Here is a 21,205-nt window from a genome sequence, read left to right on the forward strand (position 1 = left end):
ACACCGTGTCAGGCCGGAGAGTGATCCCATGTTCAGCATCGGAGAGTTCGCCGGTCTGGGCCGCGTGTCCGTGCGCATGCTGCGCCACTACGACGCGATCGGGCTGCTGCGGCCCGCCCACGTCGACCCGCACAGCGGCTACCGCTTCTACACCGCCGCGCAGCTGCGCCTGCTCAACCGGGTGACCGCCCTGAAAGACCTGGGGTTCAGCCTGCAGCAGGTGCAGACGCTCATCGACGACAAGGTCGACACGGCTGAGCTGTGGGGCATGCTGCGCCTGCGGCGGGCAGAGCTGGCGGCGCGGATGGCTCAGGACACCGCACGCCTGGCCCAGGTCGACGCGCGCCTCCGCATGATCGAGAGCGAGGGGCACATGGACACCGGGGACGTCGTACTCAAAAAGATCCCAGCCACCCGGGTGGCGATGCTCTACGGCACCGCGACCAGCTACGACCATCCGACATCGATCACCGAGAACCTGACACCGCTGTATCCGCGGCTGATGGACCTCCTGGAACAGCACAAGGTCCCGATCTGCGCGGCGCCGCTCGCGTACTACCGGCCCGCGCCGACCGAGCCGGGCGACGAGACGATCACGGTGCACGCGGCGTTCCCGATCGGCGACGCCGAGGTCCCGCCCGGCGCCGGCTTCGAGGTGGTGACGCTGCCGTCGGTCGACGAGGCGGCCACAGCGCTGCACCACGGCTCGATGGCGGAGGCGTTCCGCACCGGGCAGAAGATCGCCAACTGGATCGACGACAACGGGTACCGCGCGGTCGGTCCGGGCTTCGCCGTCGAGGTCTACCTCGACTGCCCGCCCGGCGAGTTCGACAAGTGGGTCACCGAGATGCAGGTGCCGATCAGAACCGCACCTGGGAACTGACCTCAGGTTTGCCCCGGGGCGGCCGATAGGGCCGGTCGGCACGGAACAGCAACCGGGCCGCTACCGAAAGGCCCCAGCATGTCGAGTCTGATCCCGCCCCCGGCGTATCCGACGACGCCGCCCTGGGGAACTCCCGAGCAGCCGGCCACCCCGGCTGCCCCGGCGCCACCGGCGGCGCCGCCCCGGCTGTTCGTCCAGTTCCCGGAGGAGATGGCCCGCGCGGCCCGGCCGGCGGCGCCGTCGTGGCTGCCGGTGGTGTTCTGGACGCTGTTGCTGGGGGTGCCGGGGGCGGTCTCGGCCGTACGCCGCAGCTCGGAGGCCCGGCGAGGCGGCAACGAGCGCTACCCGTACTGGCTGGCCTTCGGCACGGTGATCGCCGCCGCGGCGGTGACGCTGACGTTCCTGGGGTACGCCTGACCGGCGTACCCCGGACAACGATCAGAACTCGATCGGCACGCCGGCCCGGACGAGCTGCCAGTTCTTGACGAAGAAGCCGGCCGGATCGATCGCGCCCTTGGCCTGCGCCCAGTCGATCAGCAGCTGGCGGATCTCCTGCTGGGCGTTGTAGACCTGGGTCTTGACGATGCCGGGGAAGTTGCCGCCGCCGGAGCGCCGGTAGTTGTTCACCGCCACCACGAACCGCGCGGCCGGGTCGACATCGGCGCCGGCGATCTGCAGCCGCGTGATGCGGGAGCCGACCGGCTGCGAGATGTCGATGTCGTAGTCGACGCCGGAGAACACATCGTAGTTGTAGTCGGGCACGGCCGGGTCACTGATCGTGGCCGGGTCGACCGGGGCGCCCGGCGCGAGCGTGACGAAGTACTTGGCCGAGTACTCCAGGTACGCCTTGACCTCGGCGCCGGTCAGCACCACGGCCTCGAGGGTGTTGTCGTAGATGTAGAGCCCGGCCACGTCCTTGATCTTGACGTCGCCCTGGGGGAACACGGCGGTGCGGCTGAACGGGGCGGCGATCGAGAGCACCGGCAGGCTCGCGTGCTCGGTGCCGGCCAGCGCCGCGGCCACCGTGTCGGTCTGCACCTTGTTGATGTAGTCGAGGATCGGGGTGTCCTCGTACCGCGACGTGGCCGCCGAGAGCTCCTCGGTCGAGGTGGCCACGACCTGGTTGACGTACGCGACGGTCTTGGCGTGCTGCGAGCGGACGGCCGCCAGAACCTGGGGGTCGGGCTCGACGGTGTTGGTGTTCAGCGTGGCCGAGGACTTCGCGGCGATGGTCCAGCGCCCGCGCTCGCGGACCAGCTCGAAGTCCATCTTGGTGAGGCGCTGCCCCCACTTCGACGGCTCCGAGAGCAGAACCTGCTTCCCCGTACGGGTGTTGGTGACGAACCGTTGCGGAACCTCGGCGTGGGCGTGGCCGAACAGGATCGCGTCGATGCCCGGCACCCGCTCGGCGATCAGGGCCGACGGGTTCTCGTTGGGCACCTCCGGCCCGTAGCTCGAGGTGCCGCTGTCGCCGCCGTGCGCCGAGATCAGCACGATGTCCGCGCCGCGGGCCCGCATGACCGGCACCCACTTCGCCGCGGTCAAGATCATGTCGAGGAATTCGACCCGCCCCTCGACGTTGGCCCTGTCCCAGATCGCCGAACCGGGATTGGTCAGCCCCAGGATGCCGACCCGCAGCGTGGGGGCGTGCCGGCCGGGCGAGACCTTCTTGATCACGTACGGGGTGAAGGCGGGTTTTCCGGTTTTGGCGCTGACCGCGTTGGCCGCGAGCGCCGGGAAGCCGAGCTGCCGGATCCACAGGTTGAGCAGCGGCAGACCGTAGTTGAACTCGTGGTTGCCGAGCGTCACGGCGTCGTAGCGGAGCACGTTCATGGCACGGGCCATCGGGTGCTTCTCGCCGGTCTCGGTGATCGGTTCCTGCTTGGCGTAGTAGGTCGCCAGCGGCGTGCCCTGGATGGTGTCGCCCGCGTCGAGCACAAGCGTCGCCCCGGCCGCCTCGGCGCGCAGCTTGTTGACGAGCGCCGCGAGCTTGGCCACGCCGACGTCGTTGTGCGCGCTGTCGTCGTACTCCGCGTCCTTGTAGTAGTCCCAGTTGTAGACGTTGCCGTGGGTGTCCGACGTGCCCAGCACAGTCAGGCGGTACGTATCGCGCGAGGGGTGCGCCTGCGCGCCACCGGCGGCCACCACCGGGGCCGCCACGGAGGCAGCGCCGGCGGCGAGCACGGTTCGCCGGGTGAGGTTCATGTCCAGGCCTTTCGATCGTCCGGGGGCGCGCCTCGTGAGCACACCCAGTCGGCACCATAGCCGTCGATATGAAACCGGTCGATGGTTCGGCCGGTCGGTCACATCTCGCCGGGCACGGGCAGGCCCAGCAGGTCGAGGCCCAGCCGCAAGGTCTCGCCGGTGCGGGCGGTCAGGGCCAGCCGGCTCGGGGAGCCGAGGATCGGGCGGCACCTCTCGTAGAACGTGGAGAACGCGACCGCGAGCTCGTGCAGGTGGACGGCGAGCCGGTGCGGCTCACGCAGCTCGATCGCGGCGGTGACGGCCGGTTCGAAGGCGAGCAGGGTCAGCGCCAGCCGCCGCTCTGCGGGGTCGGCCAGGACCACCGGGCCGGGCGCCTGATCGGCCTTGGCCAGCAGGGAACGGATGCGGGCGAGCGCGTACTGCAGGTAGGGGCCGGTGTTGCCGGTCGTGGCCAGCATCCTGTCCCAGTCGAAGACGTAGTCGCTGCGCCGGTCGCCGGCCAGGTCGGCGTACTTGATCGCGCCGATCCCGACGGCCGGCGCGCTGGCCCGCGCGTCGGCCTCGTCGAGCAGGTCGACCAGCTTGATCGTGTCGCCGGAGCGGGTCTTGAGCACCTTGCCGTCCGGCCCCAGCACCGAGCCGAACGCGATGTGCTCGGCGGTGACCCCGTCGGGCAGCCAGCCCGCCGCCCGGCCGACCGCGAAGACCATGGCGAAGTGCTGCGTCTGCGGGGCGCCGACCACGTACAGCAGGCGGGTCGCGCCCAGGTCCCGGGTGCGGTGGCGCAGGGCGGCCAGGTCGGTCGCCGCGTACCCGAAACCACCGTCGCTCTTGCGGACGATGAGCGGGAGCGGTTCCCCGTCGCGGCCCGTGAACCCGGCGGGGAACACGCAGAGCGCGCCCTCGCTCTCGACGAGCAGCCCCTTGGCGTCCAGCTCGTCGACGACCGGGCCGAGCATGTCCTGATAGGAGCTCTCGCCGGTGAAGTCGTCAACGGTCAGCGTGATGCCGAGCCGTTCGTAGTCCGACACGAACGACCGCTGCGACTGCTCGACCAGCCGCCGCCACATGGCCCGGGTCGCCTCGTCGCCGCTCTGCAGCGCGACCACCCGCAGCCGGGCCCGTGTCCGGAACTCGGGGTCGCTGTCGAACCTGGACCGGGCCTGCCGGTAGAAGGCGGTGAGGTCGCTCAGCGAGTACGAGCCGTCGAGGTCGGCCATGTGCTCGATCAGCATGCCGAACTGTGTGCCCCAGTCGCCGAGGTGGTTGACCCGGATCACCTCGTGCCCGGCCCACTCGAGCAGCCGGGCCAGCGCGTCGCCGATGATCGTCGACCGCAGGTGCCCGACGTGCAGCTCCTTGGCCACGTTGGGGCTCGAGTAGTCGATGACGACCCGTTCCTTGGCGCCCGGAGGCGGGTCCAGGGGGTACGCGGCCGCGAGCACCGCGTCGTCGACGGTCAGGTTGAGGAAGCCGGGGCCGGAGAGCTCGGCCGTGGCCAGGCCGCTCAGGTCGGCGGCGGCCAGCACCTCGGCCGCGACCTGCCGGGGCGGACGGCCCAGCCGACGGGCCAGGGCGAGGGCGGCGCCGGACTGGAAGTCGGCGTGCTGGGAAGCCCGCACAGCCGGGTCGACCGGCTCACCGGCGACCGCCGCGAAACCGGCCGCGAGCCGGGCGGCGAGGAGAGTTTCGAGATTCATGGGACACCCATCGACGTACGCGGGAAGCGGGTCGACCGGGTCGGGAAAGAGCGGAGCACCGGCGGGATCGACCCGCCGGGAAGGAGCATGACTCAGCGGCGGTCGTCGGAACGCCGGCGTCGCTCGCTGAAGGTCTGCATGCGGACACGGTAGCTCATGCGGGCCGGGCGGCCGTAGCAAGATAGGAGGGTGAGCTGGGTGTCGGGTGAGACCGGAGTGATGGCACTGCCGTCGGGGCGGCTGGTGCGTGGGCGGGGTCTGCGCGATCCCATGCCGTCCGGGCACCCGCCGATCTTCGGTGTCTATCTGCTGGGCTCGCCGCCGCCCGAGTTCGGGTGGACCAGCCGCTGGATCCGGTGGCCCGACTTCCGGCTCCCGGCCGACCCCGCGTACGCGGAAAAGGTGCTGACCGAGGTGTGGGAGCGCGCGGCCGCCGAACGGGTCGAGATCGCCTGCGGCGGCGGACGGGGGCGGACCGGTACGGCGCTGGCCTGCGTGGCCGTCCTCGACGGGGTGCCGGCGGACGAGGCAGTGGCGTACGTGCGGGCGCACTACCACCCGCGCGCCGTCGAGACGCCGTGGCAGCGGAAGTTCGTCCGTTCCTTCACCCGATGATCAGAAGCGGCCATTAGTCTGGAGCGGCATGTCCGACGCCTGGGGGGACTCATGATCGTCGTGGAGCGCAGCCTGGCCGTGCACGTGCCCCCGCCGGTGGCGCTGGGCTATCTGACCGACTTCGGCAACACCGCGGTGTGGGACCCGGCCGTACGCGAATCCGTCCGCCACGGCGCCGGGCCGATCGTGCCGGGGGTCAGCTGGCGGCAGGTGTGCCGGCTGCTGGGCATCACCACCGAGCTGACCTACACGCTGGTCGGGGCCGAGCCGGGACGGCTGATGTTCCACGGGCGCAACGAGGGGGCCACCTGCGTCGACACGGCGGTCGTGCGGGCGGCCCCGACGGGCAGCCTGGTCGTCTATCGGGTCGAGCTCGAGATGCACGGGCTGGCCAAGCTCGCCTCCCGACTGATCAAGATGGAGTTCGAGAAGGTCGGCAACCGGGGCGCGGCGGCGCTGACCCAGGCGCTGAACAGCCTGGCCCCGGCCTGACTCTCAGGCTCGCGTTGCCACCACCTGAAGGTAGGCCGACGGGATGCGGGCCGTGCCGTCGGTTGCCGTGTTGTAGCGGCCCGCGAGCGCGACCAGGTCGTCGTAGAGCGGCTTGCCGCCGTCCGGGCCGAGCGCCTCGAACGCCTTGAGCGTCGGCCCGTAGTACTCGCGGAAGTAGTCGGCGAAGTGCTCGGCCGAGGAGAAACGGAACACGAACTCGCGGCGGGTCGCGCGCAGGTCGCTCACCCGATCGCCGAACAGCTCGCGGACCCGGGCCTCGCTACCCCACTCGACCGGCCCGCGGATGCCGGGCGGCGGCGCGACCCGGCGGCCCACGGTACGGAACATCTCGCCGATGAACCCGTCCGGTGTCCAGTTCGCCATCGCGATCGTGCCCCCGCTGCGGCACACCCGGGCCAGCTCGGCCGCGGTACGTTCCTGGTCGGGGGCGAACATGGCGCCGACCACCGAGAGCACGGCGTCGAACCGGCCATCGGCGTACGGCAGGTTCTCGGCGTCGGCGACCTCCGTCGTCAGCGCCAGCCGCTCCGCCTCCGCGCGTTCCCGGCCCCGGGCGAGCAGGCCAGGCACGTAGTCGGAAGCGGTCACCCGGCACCCGCACCGCGCCGCGGCCAGGGCGGCGTTGCCGGTGCCGGCCGCGACGTCCAGCACCTCCGCCCCCGGCGTGAGATCGGCCGCCTGCACGGTCTCCTCCGCCATCGGATGGATCAGGGCGGCCACCGCGCCGTAGTCGCCGCTGGCCCAGGTCTTCTGCTGCTTGGCCTTGAGTCCTTCGAGAATCAGCTCCGTCATGCCTTCGACGCTAGAAACCCGCAGGCCGCGCCACATGGGGAACGCTCCCTATGTTGACGCTCAGTTCCCCAGCGTTGTTCGGCGCGGCCCTGGCCCCGACGCTGCCGGCCGGCTTCGCCGAGGACTTCACCGGCCTGCCCGCCGACTCCCCCGAGTTCCTCGAACGCTGTCGCGACCAGCTCAAACTCATCGTCGCCAGGCTCGCGGGCCCTTCGGGCTGACCGACATCGCGTCAGATGAGGCCGCGGGTGCGGGCCTCGGCGGCGGCCTTGCCCCGGGACGAGACGCCCAGCTTGGTGAGCACGGCCGAGACGTGGTGGTCGACCGTTTTGGCCGAGAGGACCAGGCGGGCCGCGATGTCGGCGTTGCTCAGGCCCTCGGCCAGCAGGTGCAGCACCTCGCGCTGGCGGGCGGTCAGGCCGGTCGGGTCGGCGGCGGTGGCGGCTCGGGGGCCGCGGGGCACCGGCAGGCCGCGTTCCCGCAGGGAGGCGCGCAGGCGGCGGGCGGGGGCTGTCGCGCCGAGGCGGTCGAAGACGCGCAGGGCCTCGGCGGTCGCGGGGGCGTCGCCGTGGGAGCGGGCGCAGGCGGCCAGGTAGGAGCAGCCCAGCGCGTCCCAGTGCGCCGCCGCGGCCTGCCAGTCGCCCTCGATCAGGCGGCGGAACGGCTCAGCCGCGACGGCCAGGGCCGCCTCGACGAGGGCGTCGTCAGGCGGATCGGCGGCGGGGGCCTCGGCCGCAGCCTGGCGCGGGGCTGCGGAAGCCGGAAGCGGCGCTGCGGTGGCCGAGGGCGGCGCTGCGGTGGCCGAGGGCTGCGGTGCGGTGGCCGGGGACGGCGCTGCGGTGGCCGAGAGCGGCGCTGCGGTGGCCGGGGGCGGCGCTGCGGTGGCTGGGCCGTTGCTGCGCCACAGCCAGAACGCCAGCTCGCCGGCGAACCACGGATGACCCGCCCGCAGCGCCACCTCCAGGCCCCGGCGGGCCTCCGCGGCGGCCGCGGGCAGGTCGCCGGCGAGCCAGTACGCCTCGGCCAGCACCGTTGCGGGCGGGCAGAAGAACTGGGACTCCCCCGTCGGGTAGCCGCGCTCGGCGGTCCGCAGAGCATCGGCGAGGGCGCCCGGCTCGTCGCGCCGCACCCGCAGCGCCGCCCGTGCCACCAGGGCCGGGACGAGGCCGCCGCCGTTCATGGCCGGGCCGGTCAGGGCCTGCTCGGCGTCGTCGGCGGCAGCTGCCCAGTCGCCTCGGGCCAGGTGCAGGCGGGCCCGGTGGCCGAGCAAATGCCGGGCGTAACCGTCGAGGTCGCGGGCGGTCAGGAACGGGAGGATCCGGTCCAGGGTCTGCTCGGCCAGGTCGAGGTCGTACCAGTCGACGGCGCTGCTGGCCAGGTTGGTCAGGGCCCGCCCGGCGTGGTCGTCGAGCCCGGCCGCCACCGCCCGCTCGTGGGCCTCGCGCAGGTCGGCGACGCCGGCCGGGTCGCCCCGGTGCAGCCGCGCCGACCCGATGTTGATCAGCGCGTGCACCTCGGTGTCGAGGTCGCCGACGAGCCGGGCCAGTTCCGTCGCGCGCGTTCCCCACGCGATCGCCTCGTCCTTCTCGTCGCGCAGCATGAACAGCTGGGACAGGTTGCTGTAGGCGGCGGCCAGCTCGGGACCGGGCGGTTGCCGTTCCAGCACCTCGACAGCCCGGAACCCGACCTCACGGGCCTCGTCGGGACGGCCGTTCCACCAGCTCAGCCGGGACACCCAGCGCAGCGCGACCCCGGTCGGCAGGGGCTCGCCGAGCTCGATGCGCAGGGCCAGCGCGGCCCGGCTGGCGTCCAGGGCCTCGGTGAGCCCGCCGTGATAGGCCGCGACCGAATACTCCTCGAGAAGAGCAGCCCGATCCCGTACGGGGTGCTCAACGGCGAGCGGCAGGGCCAGCGCGTAATGGGCGGCGGCCTGCTTGTACGCCCCCAGCGACGCGGCCCGCCGAGCGGCGACCGGGGCCCAGCGCAACACCGCCCCGGGATCGCCGGCGTGGTGGGCGTGATGCACGAGCGCGGCCGGGTCGACGCCGGGCAGCCGCTCGCAGGCGCGCAGGATCTCGGCGTGCAGGGCCTGGCGGCGTACGGGGGAAAGGCTCTCCTCGACGGCCCGGCGCAGAAGCTCGTGGCGGAACGCGACGCCGCTGCCCCGCGCGGTGAGCACGCCCCGCGCGAGGCACTCGTCGACCTCGGTCAGCCGGTCGCCGAGCAGTTCGGCGCCCGCGCGGGACGGCACGACCGACACCAGGTGCGCGACCTCCCGGGCGGGCGGCGTGAGCGTAGCCAGACGGCTGAGGACCAGATCCCGTACGGTCGGCGGGACGCCCCGGGCCGGCGCGGCCAGCACCTCGGTGACCAGCAGCGGGTTGCCGCCAGTCACCTCGTGCACCTCCGGCGCCTCCCGACCGGCGGCACGGGCCAGCTCGGCCACCGCGGCGGCGCTGAGCGGAGGCAGGCTGATCCGCCGCACCAGGCCCGGCGGGAGTCCGGCCAGGACAGTGCGCAGCCGATGGTCGGGGCCGACCTCGTCCTCGCGGAACGTGATCAGCAGCAGGGCGCGGCACAACGCCAGCCGCCGCCCCAGGAACGCCACCATGTCGAGCGTCGCCTCGTCGGCCCAGTGCAGATCCTCCAGAACGACCACCGGCCGCGCGGCCCGCGGCGGCCGGTCGAGCGCCTCGAGCAGCAGGTCGAACACCTCACCCCGCGGCCCGTCGGCGATGCGGTCACGCAGCCGCCCGCCCAGCCGCCGCGCGATGTCGTGCAACGGGCCCAGCGCGCGCGGCGTGAGCAGCGGATCGCAGGCGCCCCACAGCATCTGCGCGCGCGGACCGGCGGCCTCGGCGAACGCGGCGGCCAGCGTGGACTTGCCGGAACCGGCCTCGCCGCTGACCACGGCGACACGCCCGCCGGCGGCACTGCCGGCGAGCAGCCCGTCGAGGGCACGCAGCTCGGCGGAGCGCTCCAGAAGCGGAGTCACGCGCTCAGGCTAGGCAGTGGCCGGAGCCACCGCCTAGCGCCTTTCCGACAGCGACATACCGCCCAATACTGACAACCCACGCATTTCCTGGGTACGAGTTCCGGCCATCCCAAACCCCCACCCGCCCGGGGGATATGGCCCAGGACCTTACGCCTTGTCAAGCCGGCGCGGGTGGGACTGTGGACAACGTCAGTGCGCTCGGAAGCCGTACGGATAGAACCCCTCGATCGTGACGGGGAGGCGGCCCGGGGCGGTGGTGCGACCCTGCAGCACGGCGGCCAGCGCGGCGATGGTCGGGGGTTGATACCCGTACGCGGCCACGAAGGTCTTCGCCGCGGGGAAGGAGGCCAGGTCGTACGGGGTGCCGACGGCGGCCACCACGATCGGTTTGCCGGTGGCGAGCAGGGCCTCGACCAGCTTGACCTGGGTGGGGTCGGCCCACGCGTTCGACGTGGTGACCACGGTGATGTCGTGCTGACCGGCGGCGGCGACGGCCTGGGCGATCACTGTGTCGGACGGGGAGCCGGTGTAGACACGGGTGGCGCCGAGCGCGGCCGCCAGGTTGGTCGTGGTGCCCACGCCCCAGCCGGTGACCAGCACCTTCTGCTCGGGGCGCAGGGGCAGGTGAGCCGTGCGGAGCGAGGTGATCGAACGGGCGGCGATGCGGTTCATGGTTTCCACGGCCGCCGGCGTGCCCACGACGGGCGGCTCGGCCACGTACGGGGAAAGGCCCTTTTTGGTCTTGAGGATGCGCCGCACCGACTCGTCGATGCGCCGCTCGCTGAGCTGCCCGGACTCCACGGCGTCGAGCAGAATGCGGATCGCGCCGGGGACGCTGCGGGGCATCAGCAACTGGTCGACGCCGGCCCGCACGGCCCCCAGAATCACCTGCTCGTCGGTGTAGCCGGCGAGGGCCGCGGCCTCGAGCGCGTCGGTCACCACGACACCCTTGAAGCCCAGCTGGTCACGCAGCAGGCCGGTGATGACGGGCCGGGACAGGCTGGCCGGCGCCCCGGTCGGGTCGAGCGACGGCGCGACGATGTGGGCGGCCATGATGCTCCCGGCGCCGGCCGCGATGATCGCCCGGAACGGCGGCACGTGGGTGCGCAGGATCTGGGCGCGGCTCTCGTCGGTGACCGCCACGTCGTTGTCGGTGTTGACCGTGGTGTCGCCCAGGCCCGGGAAGTGCTTGGCCGTCGTGCCGATGCCGGCCGCGCGATAGCCCCGTTCGGCTGCCACGCCGAAGGTGGCGACATGAGCCGTACGGTCGCTGAACGCGCGCACCCCGTCGGCGGCGTTGCGCGGGTTGGTGTTCACGTCGACGACAGGGGCGTGGGTGACGGTGATGCCGAGCGCCCGCAGTTCCGTGCCGCTGACCCGGGCCGCGTCATAGGCCGTACGGGGGTCGAAGGTGGCGCCGATGGCCATGGCGCCCGGTGAGATCGCGAGGGGCGCGCCGATCCGGTTGACCGTGCCGCCCTCCTGGTCGGTGCTGATCTGCAGCGGGATCCCGGTGTCGGCCATGGCGGCGCGCTGCAGGCCGTTGGAGAGGGCGGCGATCTGCGGCGGGTTCGCGAGGTTGCGGCTCCACGTGAAATAGATGACCCCGCCCAGGTGGTATTTCGCGACGGCCTGGGCGCCGGTGGTGACGCCCGCGCCGAACATGGCCTCGTTGGCCGCGGCGTCGGAAGCGGAGACGCTGGTGGCCGACTCGCCGTAGACGTACGAGACGACCATCTGCCCGACCTTTTCGTCGAGCGTCATCGAGGCGACCTCGTCACGGGTCGCGGCCAGGGCGGGGATCGCGGCCATGGTCAGCACCACAACCGGCAGCAGGCGTCGATTCACGCCCTCATCGGAGCGCGGCTATCGATCCTTGTCAAACCGAAGACGTCCTCGACCAGGTCGAGCGCCTTGATCCACGGGAACGGCCCGGTGCTGCCGGGGCCCCAGCCGTCGACCGGGCCGAACAGCACCCGGACGCCCTCGGCGCGCAGTTCGTCGAGCGAGCGGCGGAAGGGGCGGCGGGCCGCCAGGGGCTCGTTGACCGCGGGCACGAGCACGGTGGGCACGCCCCGGCCGATGACGTCGGCCATCGAGCTCAGCGCGTACGTGTCGGCGATGCCGTTGGCCAGCTTGTTGATCGTGTTGAAGGTGGCCGGGGCCACGATCATCGCGTCGGCCGGCGGCGAGATCCGGGTGCCGTCGGCCGCGAACTTGTACGTCGTACGGATCGGCCGGCCGCTGACCCGTGCGACCTCCGACGGATCCAGGAAGTCGAGGGCGTTCTGGGTCGCGGTGACGTCGACCGTCCAGCCGCGCTCGGCGGCCACCTTGATCAGCTCCAGCACTCCCCCGGCGGCGCCTCCGCCGCACACGACCAGCCGCAAATCACCCATGCTCGGATTCTCCTGGATTCTCGGGGCCCGGCGCTGCTGTACCGCCAGACTGTTCTTCCGTGGTGTTGCTCTTGGTGAAGCTGTTGTAGGAGCGGTAGGTGAGCCACAGCGCCACGACCGCGGTCACCGCCGCCGCCACACTGGACAACTGGTCGGCCCGGTCGGGCCCCAGCGCCGCCACAAAGATGATCACGGTGAGTACGACCAGCAGGCCGAAGCCGATCGTGCGTACGCGCTGTGAAGGCGGCCCGCTGCCCCGGACACGCAGCAGCAGGTTGAAGCCGGCCTCGAGAAGCACCACGGCCGCGGTCACCAGGATCGGGATCTGCCAGGCGTCGACCTCCACGCCGCTCATCCGATCTCCTTCTGCATGTCCTGGATGAACCGCTGCGTCAGCTGCTCGCCGTCCTTGATCAACCGGTGGGTGTGCTGGGCGAAGACCCGCGCGAAGCTGGCGTAGCCGCGGTGCATCGGCCGCGGGCGCGACGACTCCACCGCGTACCGGATGTATTTCAGGTGCGGCAGCGACTCGGCCAGCCGTTGGTCGATGTACGCGTCTAGCTCGGTCGGGGCGAAGCCGTACTTGGCCAGCAGCAGCTGCGACGACGTGCCGGTGAGGAAGTGAATCGCCTGCTCGGCGATGTCCTTGTTCTCGCTGGTGGCCGAGACGGCCAGGCTCTGGCCGCCGATGATGCCGGTGGGCAGCCCGCCCAGGCGGATCTCGGCGGTGGACACCTTGGTGCGCTCGGCGCGGTCGACGGCCGGGTAGGAGACAGGCCAGTTGCGCATGTAGCGCAGCCCGAACCGCTGGAAGGTACGGGTGGTGTCGCCCTCGCCGGCCTCGTCGGTCACCCGCCCCGACCGCACCGCGGCGGCGACCGGGCCGAGCGCCTCGCGCCACTGGCCCAGGCTGAACGACAGGGTCCCGTCCTCGGTCAGGATGGCGTCGTCCTGGGCCAGCGCGTGTTCCAGCACGTTGACCACGAAGGCCTCGTCGGTCTGCGGGCTGACCGTGTTGAGCTGGCCGGCGAACTGGCCGGGAGCCTTGGTGATCAGGTCGGCGAGTTCCGGTTCGACGTCGGCGACCGACTTGTCGGTGATCCGGCGGTACAGCATGCCGACGTCGGTGTTGAACGGGATCGCCCAGAAGTCGTCGTGGCCGGGGCGCTGCGACAGCCGGCGTACCGCGGGCAGAAGTGAGTGCCCCTCGCGCGGGGTGATCGGGACGATCCGGTTGTCGTCGGCGAAGCGCGGGATGTGGATGACGTCGAGGTTGAAGATGTCGGCCTTTTTGGAGAGGAACTTCTCGTACTGGTCGCCGGTGGAGCTGTTGATGGTCTCGGTGCGGATCTGGGCGTCCGGGTTGAGCTGATTCCACATCGTCACCAGGAGCTGGCGGCCGCCGGTGGTGTCCGCGCCGGTCGCGAGCACCAGCACGACCGGCTCGCGCCGGGTCAGCACATACCCTGCGCCGGCCGAGAGCGTGCCCGAGGTGAGCACCCCGGCGAGGAACGACCGTCGAGAGTAGAGCTCCGTCATCGGCGCCTCCGTTCGCCTACGTACGGTACTCGGTTGATCGCCTCCGCGTGACCCCCGTCACCGTCCGGACGTCCCTTGATCGAGTAGGGACTTTGGTCCCGCCGTATTCGGGCGCGAAGGCCCGGGTGCCGCCGCCTCCTTCGGAGCAGTCTCAGAGGTGAGAAAAACGATGAAGGAGGCAGCGATGACCACCATCCACCGGGCTGCGGCACACCTCGAGACCGTTGAGGCCCCGGGCGCCATGCTCACCAAGACCGCCGCCCGGGCCCTGGCCGCGCTGCGGATCACCACCGGCTTCGTCTTCCTGTGGGCGTTCCTCGACAAGACCTTCGGCCTCGGATACTCGACCCCCTGGGAACGCGCCTGGATCAACGGCGGCTCACCCACCAAGGGCTTCCTGTCCAACGTCGAAGTCGGCCCGTTCCAGGGCTTCTTCCACTCGATCGCCGGCGCCGGCTGGGCCAACTGGAGCTTCATGCTCGGCATGCTCGCGATCGGCGTCGCCCTGATCGCCGGGGTCGGCCTGCGCCTGGCCGCTGTCGGCACCACCGCCCTGATGGCCCTGATGTGGGCGGCCGAATGGCCCCTGGCCAGCGGCTCCAGCAACCCGGTGGTCGACTACCACTTCATCTACGCGGTCGTGGCCGTCGTGGTCGCCCTCACCTACGCCGGCCACACCTGGGGTCTCGGCCGCCTCTGGGCGAAGCTCCCGCTGGTGCAGAAGAACCGCTGGCTCATCTGAGCCCTCTCCTCAAGGCCCGGCCGCCGGCCGGGCCTTTCCTTTGTCACCATGGGCGTCATGACGAGTCAGCACGTGGTCGGCTACAACGGCATGTGGGCCCCGGCGGGCGAGGACCCCCGCACCCAGAACTCACCGGTGGACGAGCTCGACGTCATCCGGGAATACCTGACGAACTACCGGTTGACCCTGGGCCTGAAATGCGAGGGCCTGTCACCCGAGCAACTGGCCCGGCGGTCGGTGCCGCCCTCGACGATGAGCCTGCTCGGCCTCGTACGCCACATGGCGCGCGTCGAGCACAACTGGTTCCACCGCTGCTTGCAGGGCCACGGCGACGTCCCGCGCCTCTTCTGGACGGCCGAGGACAACGACGTCGACTTCAACGAGGCAACCGGCGACCGGGCCGTCGTCGAGGACGCCTTCACCCAATGGCGCGCCCAGATCGCCGCAGCCGACGCGTGGCTCGACGGCCGCCCCGACCTGGGCGCGGTGATCCGCGCGCCCTGGAACGACAACGTCAGCGTCCGTGACGTCCTCATCCACATGATCGAGGAGTACGCCCGCCATTGCGGCCACGCCGACCTGATCCGCGAATGCATAGACGGCCGAACCGGCCAATAACGCGGCGCTCAGGGCCCGCGGTCGCCACTGCGGCCATACCGGCCAACAACGGCTCTCAGACCCCCTGCGCCGGCTCCACCAGCTGCAGCTGGTCGGGGGTCAGGGCGACCTGGGCGATCGTGCGGCCCTCGCCATCGGTGAACTCCACCTCGTACGCCAGGTTCGGCCGCTCGAAAACATGAACCACGGCGCCGATTGCTCCGGCCGCCAGCCCCTCGCCCGGGAGGTCGACGAGCAGCCGGACCGTGTCGTACAACCCCATGTCGCGGTCGCCCGGTCACGGCGGCAACCGTTCAGCATCTCGACCCATGCCCCGGAATCTAACAATCAGTGTCCATCTATCAACCGGCCGTGATGCGGGGGCGGCGGGCGGTCAGGCGGTCAGGACGTCCTCGACGGGGCGGCGCTGGGCGGCCGGGCCGGGGCGGCCGTAGCCGATGCGCAGGGCCATCTGGGGAGAGCCCGAGCGGCCCAGCGAACGCCTCAGCTGGTCGCGGGCGGCCGGGACCTCGATGGGCTGGCTGATCAGCGAAGCCGCCAGGCCGTCGCCGGTGAGGGTCAGCAGGACCCGTTGCAGGGCCTGGCCGGCCAGCAGCTGGTCGGCGGGGCCGTCGCCTGCTGACCCCAGGACGGCGACCAGCGGCTCGGGCTCGTAGTCGTGGCCGGGAGCCCGGCGGCGGTCGCTGAAGGCGCGCTGGGGCAACAGGTCCTGGGGTTCCGGTGCGGGGGCTCCGACCGCGACCGGCACGCCGTCGGGGGCGTTGCCGGCGTGGGTCCACCCGGCCATCTCGGACCGGTAGAGGGTGTCGCGGCGCAGGACGCGGTCGGCGCTGCGGGCGATCTCGGCGAAGCCGGTCAGCGGGACCATGCCGACGAGCAGGTCGAGCCAGGCGTTCTCGGCGCAGGCGGCGTCGATGATGCGGCGGCGGGCATCGGGCGGCACCGGGTCCGGCCAGAACGGGGCGCGGTGGCTGTGACGGAGCGGGATCGCGTCGTACAGGGCCTTCTCGGCTTGCGTGGGCGGGCGGGACGGGCCCGGCGTCAGCCGGGCCATCAGGGCGGGGTCGGTGCGGTCGGGGCGCAGCGTTACTGTGGCGGGCCGGCCGTCGGCGGCGAGGGCCAGTCGGGCGTTGCAGGTGGCCGCCCCGACCGCGATCCGCGCGGCCCAGCCCGTGTGGTCGGCCACGGCAAGCCGGCGGGACGGGTCGGCGAGGATCTCGACGGCGCCGTCCCGCAGGCGGAACTGCCACGGCTGCGTGTTGTGCATGGAGGGCGCGCGGACTCCGGCCGCGGCCGCGCGCAGCAGGTCCTCCTGGCCGTAACCGTCCACTGCTCAGCCGCGGACGATCACTTCGGCGGCTGCGCGGCGCGGGCGCGGCGGCAGGGGCTGGGCCGAGGCGGTGTAGCCCAGGCGCACCATGATGTAGGGCTCGCCCAGGTCGGCCAGCAGCCCGCGGATCAGCAGCCGAGGCCATTCCACCTCGATGGCGTCGCTGATCGGGGCGGTGGCCAGGCCGTCGGCGGTCGCCGAGAGCAGCAGGGCCGAGAGCGCCTCGCCGCCGCGGAGCAGTTCGAGCCGGTCGTCGCCGCGGCCGAAGATGATGACGTACGCCGCGCCCTGGTCGTGCTCGGCGCCGATGGTGAGCCCGGGGGTGTCGTCCGGCGCGAAATCGCGTACGGGTACCCGGCGCAGGCCGGGCTCCACCGCGATGTCCGCCGGTACGCCGTCACCCGCGCCTGCCGGGCGGTGTGTCCACTCGCGCAGTTCCTCGCGGTAGTCCTGGTCGCCGAGTTCGGCGTCGCCGGCCAGCTCGGCCGAGATCGCCAGCGCGGGCACCTGGTCGGACGGCACCACGTGCAGGTAGGCGCCGTTCTGCTCGACCAGCCGGCGCAGCTTGGTGAGTTCCTCGTCGGTGACCGTGCGGGAGCCGAAGGCCCGGCGGTCGGTGCGGCGCTGCGGGATCGCGGCGGCCAGACGCTGCACGTCGGGTGCGGGCGTCGCCGGGGTCCCCAGCTGGATCCGGGCGACCGGGCCGGCGCCCTTGCCGGGGAGCCGCTCGACGGAGTAGGACCAGCCCGAGGCGGCCAGCGCGGTCAGGGCGTGGTGCAGGGCGGCGCCGAGGCTGAGGAGAAGCAGCCGGCCGTCGCGGTCGGTGGTCTCGAGCCGGCGGGACTCGTCGGCGTACAGCTCCATCGTGTCGCCGTCGATCTGCCAGCGCCACGGCTGGGTGTTGAAGACGGACGGGGCGTGCAACGCGGCCTGGGCGGCCAGCTCGAGCGGTGTCATGGTGAACCTCCGAATTTCCGGTCACCTCAAGCGTGCCGCCGACGGCCCCGCCCGATCAGGGCCGAAAGTCCCGTCTCACGAGGAGACAGGCACTCGCCAGGTCACCGTCGTCCCGCCGTCCGGGCCGGGGCCCGCGTCGAACGAACCGCCCAGGTCGTGGGCCCTCTCGGCCATGTTGACCAGGCCGCCACGGGCCGCGCCGGGCGGCAGGCCGGCCCCGTTGTCGGAGACCTGCAGGATCACCTCGCCGTCGGCGGCCCGGACCGACACCCGTACGCTCGTCGCCGCCGCGTGCCGGGCCACGTTCGACAGGGCCTCGCTCAGCACGGCCAGCAGCTCGGGAACGATGTCGTCGGGGATCGCGCTGTCGACCGGCCCGCTCGTGTCGAGGGTGGGCCGGAAGCCGAGCGCCGCCGCCTCGACCGTCTCGCGCAGGGACGCCCGCAGCGACGGCCCGACCGGCGCCCGCAGCTCGAAGATCGACCGCCGGATGTCGCGGATCGTCTCGTCGAGGTCGTCGACGGTGGAGTTGATGCGTTTGACGGTCTCGTCGCGCGAGTTCTGCAGGGCCGCCCCCTGCAGCTGCATGCCGGTGGCGAACAGCCGCTGGATCACCACGTCGTGCAGGTCCCGGGCGATGCGCTCGCGGTCGGCCAGCACCGCCAGCAGCTCGCGCTCCTCCTGCGCGCGGGCCCTTTCCAGGACGAGCGCGGCCTGGCCGGCGAAGGTCGACAGCAGCACCGCGTCCTCGTCGGCGACCGGCCGGCCGGGGGCCTGGGTGACGATGAGCAGGCCGTGCGGGGAGTCGGCGCCGGCGAGCGGGGCGACCACGGCCGGGCCGGCGGGCACCGGGCCGGGCCAGTCGGCGGTGGCCCGCAGGTCGTCGACCACCTGGTAGCGGCTCTGGTCGAACTCGCCCGCGGCGATCCGGCCACCGGTCAGCCGGGTGCAGGCCGGGTCGGCGCCGTCGGCGACCTCGATCGTGTACGACGAGTCGTCGAACAGCAGCACCAGCACGAGCTCGGCGTTCGACACCTCACGGGCGCGCCGGGCGATGAGCTGCAGCGCCTCGGTGCGGCGGACCGTGCCCAGCAGCACCCCGGTGATCTCGGCGGTGGCGGCGAGCCAGCGTTCCCGCCGCTGGGCGAGGGTGAACAGCCGCGCGTTGTCGATCGCCACGCCCGCGGCGGCGGCCAGCGCCACCACGATCTCCTCGTCGTCCTCGCTGAACTCGGGGGCGCCCTGCTTCTCGGCCAGGTAGAGGTTGCCGAAGACGTGGTCGCGGATCCGGACGGGGACGCCCAGGAAGCTGTGCATCGGGGGGTGGTGCGGGGGGAACCCGTACGAGTGGGGGTGTTTGGTGATGTCGGGCAGGCGCACCGGGTGCGGGTCGGTGATGAGCAGCCCGAGCACGCCGCGGCCGTGCGGCAGGTCACCGATGGCGGCGTGGGTCGCGGGGTCGATCCCGTACGTGATGAAGTCGGACAACTGGGTGCGATCGGCGCCGATCACCCCGAGCGCGCCGTACCGGGCGCCGGCCAGCGCGCACGCGGATTCGACGATGCGTTGCAGGGTGCTGCGCAGGTCGAGGTCGGTGCTGATGCCGACGACCGCGTCGAGCAGCGCGCGCAACCTTTCCCGGCTCGTCATGACCTCGCCGACCCGGTCGAGCATCTCCTGCAGGAGCTCGTCGAGACGTACCCGGGACAGGGGACCCAACCCGAGTTCGGGCTTCATCTGCTCCGCCACGCCACCAGATTACGGTGGCGGGACTTTCGACCCTTGGACCAGGCCTTCCGTACGGGGTAGGAAGGACTCATGATCCGAGTCTTCCTCCTCGACGACCACGAGGTGGTCCGCCGCGGCCTTGTCGACCTGCTCCAGTCCGGCGGTGAGATCGAGGTGGTCGGCGAGTCCGGCTCCGCTCAGGAGGCGGCCCGGCGCATCCCCGCGCTGCGGCCCGACGTCGCGATCCTCGACGCGCGCCTGCCCGACGGCAACGGCATCGACGTGTGCCGCGATGTGCGGGCGGTCGACTCGTCGATCAAGGGGCTGATCCTGACCTCGTACGAGGACGACGAGGCGCTGTTCGCCGCGATCATGGCCGGCGCGTCGGGTTACGTGCTGAAGCAGATTCGCGGCACCGACCTGGTCGACGCGGTCAAGCGGGTGGCCCAGGGGCAGTCGCTGCTCGACCCGGCGGTGACCCAGCGGGTGCTGGAGCGCATTCGCAACGGGGTGGAGCAGCCGCGGGAGCTGGCCGCGCTGACCGACCAGGAGCGCCGGATCCTCGAGTTCGTGGCCGAGGGCCTGACCAACCGCGAGATCGCCGCCCGGATGTTCCTGGCCGAGAAGACGGTGAAGAACTACGTCTCCAGCATGCTCGCGAAGCTGGGGCTGGAGCGGCGCACCCAGGCCGCCGTTCTGGCCACCCGTCTGCTCGGGGAGCATCCGCACGAATAGAGATCAAGTGCGATCGCACGAGAGATCGTCTCGTGCGCGCCCGAATTCTCACATGGTGCACAGAGATGAGGTTCCGGGGAACCGTCGCGGCTGCTGTCTTGACGGTCCTACTGGCTGGTCACCATGCCCCCACCGATCGAGGGCCACCTATTGAATCCGGCCCCGTCGATCATGTTCGCCCCGGTCATCGCGTCGCACGGCGCGTACGGCGCTGATCCCGTGGACGCATGACTCTCGTATCCGAGGGCAGGTGATTCCACGGATGGAGGCGATATGGCAACGCGCAAGCCCGCCACGCGCGCGTCGAGCACAAGCCCCCGCATGGTCCATACTGGATCGGAAAGCACGTGCGGATGCACGTGCAGATGCGCCGGCTCTCTGGCTCGGGGAGGACAAGGATGCGGCTGAGACACCCTTCCGGCCGGATCGTGCACCTTTCCTGCGAGCTGCCACCAACTGAGACGCCGGTGAATCTACCGGTGATCGTCTCGCAGCTCGACACCTACGGCGCTGTACGCGCCCGGCTCGGCGCCGACGCCCTCGGCGTGAGCCTCTGGCTTCCCCCCTCGCTCGCCGCCGCCCTCGCCGTCGAGAGCCGCGCCCGCACCCGGCTTCGTGCCGAACTCGACGCCCGCAGGCTCGAGGTCGTCACGTTGAGCGGCGCGCCCTTCGACGAGGGCGGCGGCGAGGCCCCCGCCTGGACGGAACCGGCCCGCCGCGAATACACGCTCGACCTGGCCCGGATCCTGCTCGACCTGCTCGACGACGACGCGGTCCGCGGCACCGTCAGCACCATCGGCGTCGGCCCGCGCGACGGCTGGGCCGAGGCGGAGGAAAAAGCCGCCCTCGGCATCCTGCGCCGGCTCTCCCACGGGCTGGCCGACCTCGCCTGGCAGAACGGCCGGGCCGTACGCGTCGGCTTCCAGCCCGCCCCCGGCCTGGTGCTCGACGACCCCGAGCAGACGGTGGCCGGGCTCAGCCGCATCGACAAGGACAGGCTCGGCGTCTGCCTCGACCTCGGGCACGTCGCCCGCAACTGGCCCGAGCCGGCCGCCGGCATCGAAGCCGTCACCGACTCCGGCCTGGCCATCGTCGAGGTCCGCCTGACCGCGGTGGCCGGCTCGACGACCGTGGCCTGGCGTGACGGGTTGCAGCAGCTGTTCGGCCGCCAAGGCCCGCTCACCGAGAACCTCACGCTGGTGAGCAAGGCCCCCACGGTCGAGCAGATCGCCGGCGACGTGGCGTACCTGCTGGCCGAGCTCGCCGCCCTCGGGCTCGCGCCGGAAAATGAGCCCTGCCCCGCGCGCTGAAACTCGTCTAGTGTCGGTCGTGGCACTGCCGTGACCGGCGGGCCGGAAGCGGGAGGCGCAAACCCGCCCCGGCCGTGGCGCCCGGGTCCGGTCGTGCCACAGGGCGGCTTTCCCTCGCCGCCCGCCCAGTGCTGTTTCCGCTCC

21 protein-coding genes are annotated in these 21,205 nt (G+C 72.1%); 9 read left to right on the forward strand and 12 right to left on the reverse strand.

Annotated elements, in window-relative coordinates:
* The first annotated feature begins 28 nt into the window (after positions 1-28).
* Together C8E87_RS08035 and C8E87_RS08040 are read left to right on the forward strand one after the other, a co-directional pair.
* Positions 29-883, forward strand: a complete 855-nt coding sequence (locus C8E87_RS08035) for a MerR family transcriptional regulator (RefSeq protein WP_133872501.1) — start codon at positions 29-31, stop codon at positions 881-883.
* A 78-nt stretch (positions 884-961) separates the two neighbouring features.
* Complete coding sequence (locus C8E87_RS08040; RefSeq protein ID WP_133872502.1) at positions 962-1,300, forward strand: hypothetical protein; 339 nt, start codon at positions 962-964, stop codon at positions 1,298-1,300.
* 21 nt (positions 1,301-1,321) lie between these two features.
* On the opposite strand, the gene C8E87_RS08045 is transcribed toward C8E87_RS08040, so the two are convergent.
* Positions 1,322-3,088 carry a bifunctional metallophosphatase/5'-nucleotidase gene (locus C8E87_RS08045; protein WP_133872503.1) on the reverse strand — a complete coding sequence of 589 codons (1,767 nt, stop codon included), beginning with the start codon at positions 3,086-3,088 and terminating at the stop codon, positions 1,322-1,324.
* A 98-nt stretch (positions 3,089-3,186) separates the two neighbouring features.
* On the reverse strand, positions 3,187-4,788 hold the full coding sequence (gene argS / locus C8E87_RS08050) for an arginine--tRNA ligase (RefSeq protein WP_133872504.1): 1,602 nt from the start codon (positions 4,786-4,788) through the stop codon (positions 3,187-3,189).
* A gap of 219 nt (positions 4,789-5,007) precedes the next feature.
* Between argS and C8E87_RS08055 the strand changes: the two genes are divergently transcribed.
* Together C8E87_RS08055 and C8E87_RS08060 are read left to right on the forward strand one after the other, a co-directional pair.
* A complete protein-coding gene (locus tag C8E87_RS08055) occupies positions 5,008-5,403 on the forward strand; it encodes a protein-tyrosine phosphatase family protein (protein ID WP_133876695.1) in 396 nt (131 codons plus the stop codon).
* 51 nt (positions 5,404-5,454) lie between these two features.
* The gene (locus C8E87_RS08060) at positions 5,455-5,895 is read left to right on the forward strand and encodes an SRPBCC family protein (protein ID WP_133872505.1); all 441 of its coding nucleotides are present in this window, start codon (positions 5,455-5,457) and stop codon (positions 5,893-5,895) included.
* Positions 5,896-5,898: 3 nt separating this feature from the next.
* On the opposite strand, the gene C8E87_RS08065 is transcribed toward C8E87_RS08060, so the two are convergent.
* Positions 5,899-6,708: a class I SAM-dependent methyltransferase gene (locus tag C8E87_RS08065; protein ID WP_133872506.1), complete on the reverse strand. Its 810-nt coding sequence runs from the start codon at positions 6,706-6,708 to the stop codon at positions 5,899-5,901.
* A gap of 50 nt (positions 6,709-6,758) precedes the next feature.
* Here C8E87_RS08065 and C8E87_RS43550 point away from each other — a divergent pair, with 50 nt between their 5' ends.
* Entirely contained in the window at positions 6,759-6,929 is a 171-nt protein-coding gene (locus C8E87_RS43550; RefSeq protein WP_166661112.1) for a hypothetical protein, read from the forward strand.
* An 11-nt stretch (positions 6,930-6,940) separates the two neighbouring features.
* Here the strand turns inward: C8E87_RS43550 and C8E87_RS43555 are convergent, their stop codons facing one another.
* The 5 genes from C8E87_RS43555 to C8E87_RS08100 all read right to left on the reverse strand — a co-directional run bounded on the left by C8E87_RS43555 (position 6,941) and on the right by C8E87_RS08100 (position 13,641).
* On the reverse strand, positions 6,941-9,703 hold the full coding sequence (locus C8E87_RS43555) for a helix-turn-helix transcriptional regulator (protein ID WP_166661113.1): 2,763 nt from the start codon (positions 9,701-9,703) through the stop codon (positions 6,941-6,943).
* Between the two features lie 189 nt (positions 9,704-9,892).
* Positions 9,893-11,551, reverse strand: coding sequence for a glycoside hydrolase family 3 protein (locus C8E87_RS08085; RefSeq protein ID WP_133872507.1), 1,659 nt, complete (start codon positions 11,549-11,551; stop codon positions 9,893-9,895).
* A complete protein-coding gene (locus tag C8E87_RS08090; RefSeq protein ID WP_133872508.1) occupies positions 11,548-12,102 on the reverse strand; it encodes a flavoprotein in 555 nt (184 codons plus the stop codon). The genes C8E87_RS08085 and C8E87_RS08090 overlap by 4 nt, the downstream gene beginning before the upstream one ends.
* Positions 12,095-12,457, reverse strand: coding sequence for a hypothetical protein (locus tag C8E87_RS08095; RefSeq protein WP_133872509.1), 363 nt, complete (start codon positions 12,455-12,457; stop codon positions 12,095-12,097). The genes C8E87_RS08090 and C8E87_RS08095 overlap by 8 nt, the downstream gene beginning before the upstream one ends.
* Entirely contained in the window at positions 12,454-13,641 is a 1,188-nt protein-coding gene (locus tag C8E87_RS08100) for a type 2 periplasmic-binding domain-containing protein (RefSeq protein ID WP_166661114.1), read from the reverse strand. Before C8E87_RS08100 ends, C8E87_RS08095 begins: the two co-directional genes overlap by 4 nt.
* Positions 13,642-13,810: 169 nt before the next feature.
* On the opposite strand from C8E87_RS08100, the gene C8E87_RS08105 reads away from it, so the two are divergent.
* Complete coding sequence (locus tag C8E87_RS08105; protein ID WP_438866024.1) at positions 13,811-14,383, forward strand: hypothetical protein; 573 nt, start codon at positions 13,811-13,813, stop codon at positions 14,381-14,383.
* A gap of 57 nt (positions 14,384-14,440) precedes the next feature.
* On the forward strand, positions 14,441-15,001 hold the full coding sequence (locus C8E87_RS08110) for a DinB family protein (protein ID WP_166661115.1): 561 nt from the start codon (positions 14,441-14,443) through the stop codon (positions 14,999-15,001).
* A 55-nt stretch (positions 15,002-15,056) separates the two neighbouring features.
* Here C8E87_RS08110 and C8E87_RS08115 read toward each other — a convergent pair whose 3' ends face one another.
* The 4 genes from C8E87_RS08115 to C8E87_RS08130 form a co-directional block, all read right to left on the reverse strand.
* On the reverse strand, positions 15,057-15,263 hold the full coding sequence (locus C8E87_RS08115; protein ID WP_133872511.1) for a DUF4926 domain-containing protein: 207 nt from the start codon (positions 15,261-15,263) through the stop codon (positions 15,057-15,059).
* Positions 15,264-15,374: 111 nt separating this feature from the next.
* Positions 15,375-16,331, reverse strand: coding sequence for an Acg family FMN-binding oxidoreductase (locus C8E87_RS08120; protein WP_133872512.1), 957 nt, complete (start codon positions 16,329-16,331; stop codon positions 15,375-15,377).
* Positions 16,332-16,334: 3 nt separating this feature from the next.
* Positions 16,335-17,288 carry an Acg family FMN-binding oxidoreductase gene (locus C8E87_RS08125; protein WP_133872513.1) on the reverse strand — a complete coding sequence of 318 codons (954 nt, stop codon included), beginning with the start codon at positions 17,286-17,288 and terminating at the stop codon, positions 16,335-16,337.
* Positions 17,289-17,363: 75 nt separating this feature from the next.
* Positions 17,364-19,025, reverse strand: a complete 1,662-nt coding sequence (locus C8E87_RS08130) for a sensor histidine kinase (protein ID WP_239080492.1) — start codon at positions 19,023-19,025, stop codon at positions 17,364-17,366.
* A gap of 81 nt (positions 19,026-19,106) precedes the next feature.
* Between C8E87_RS08130 and C8E87_RS08135 the strand changes: the two genes are divergently transcribed.
* Together C8E87_RS08135 and C8E87_RS08140 are read left to right on the forward strand one after the other, a co-directional pair.
* On the forward strand, positions 19,107-19,751 hold the full coding sequence (locus tag C8E87_RS08135; RefSeq protein WP_133872514.1) for a response regulator: 645 nt from the start codon (positions 19,107-19,109) through the stop codon (positions 19,749-19,751).
* A 467-nt stretch (positions 19,752-20,218) separates the two neighbouring features.
* The gene (locus tag C8E87_RS08140) at positions 20,219-21,061 is read left to right on the forward strand and encodes a TIM barrel protein (protein ID WP_239080491.1); all 843 of its coding nucleotides are present in this window, start codon (positions 20,219-20,221) and stop codon (positions 21,059-21,061) included.
* The last annotated feature ends 144 nt before the right edge of the window (positions 21,062-21,205 follow it).

This window comes from Paractinoplanes brasiliensis (assembly GCF_004362215.1).
GTDB lineage: Bacteria > Actinomycetota > Actinomycetes > Mycobacteriales > Micromonosporaceae > Actinoplanes > Actinoplanes brasiliensis.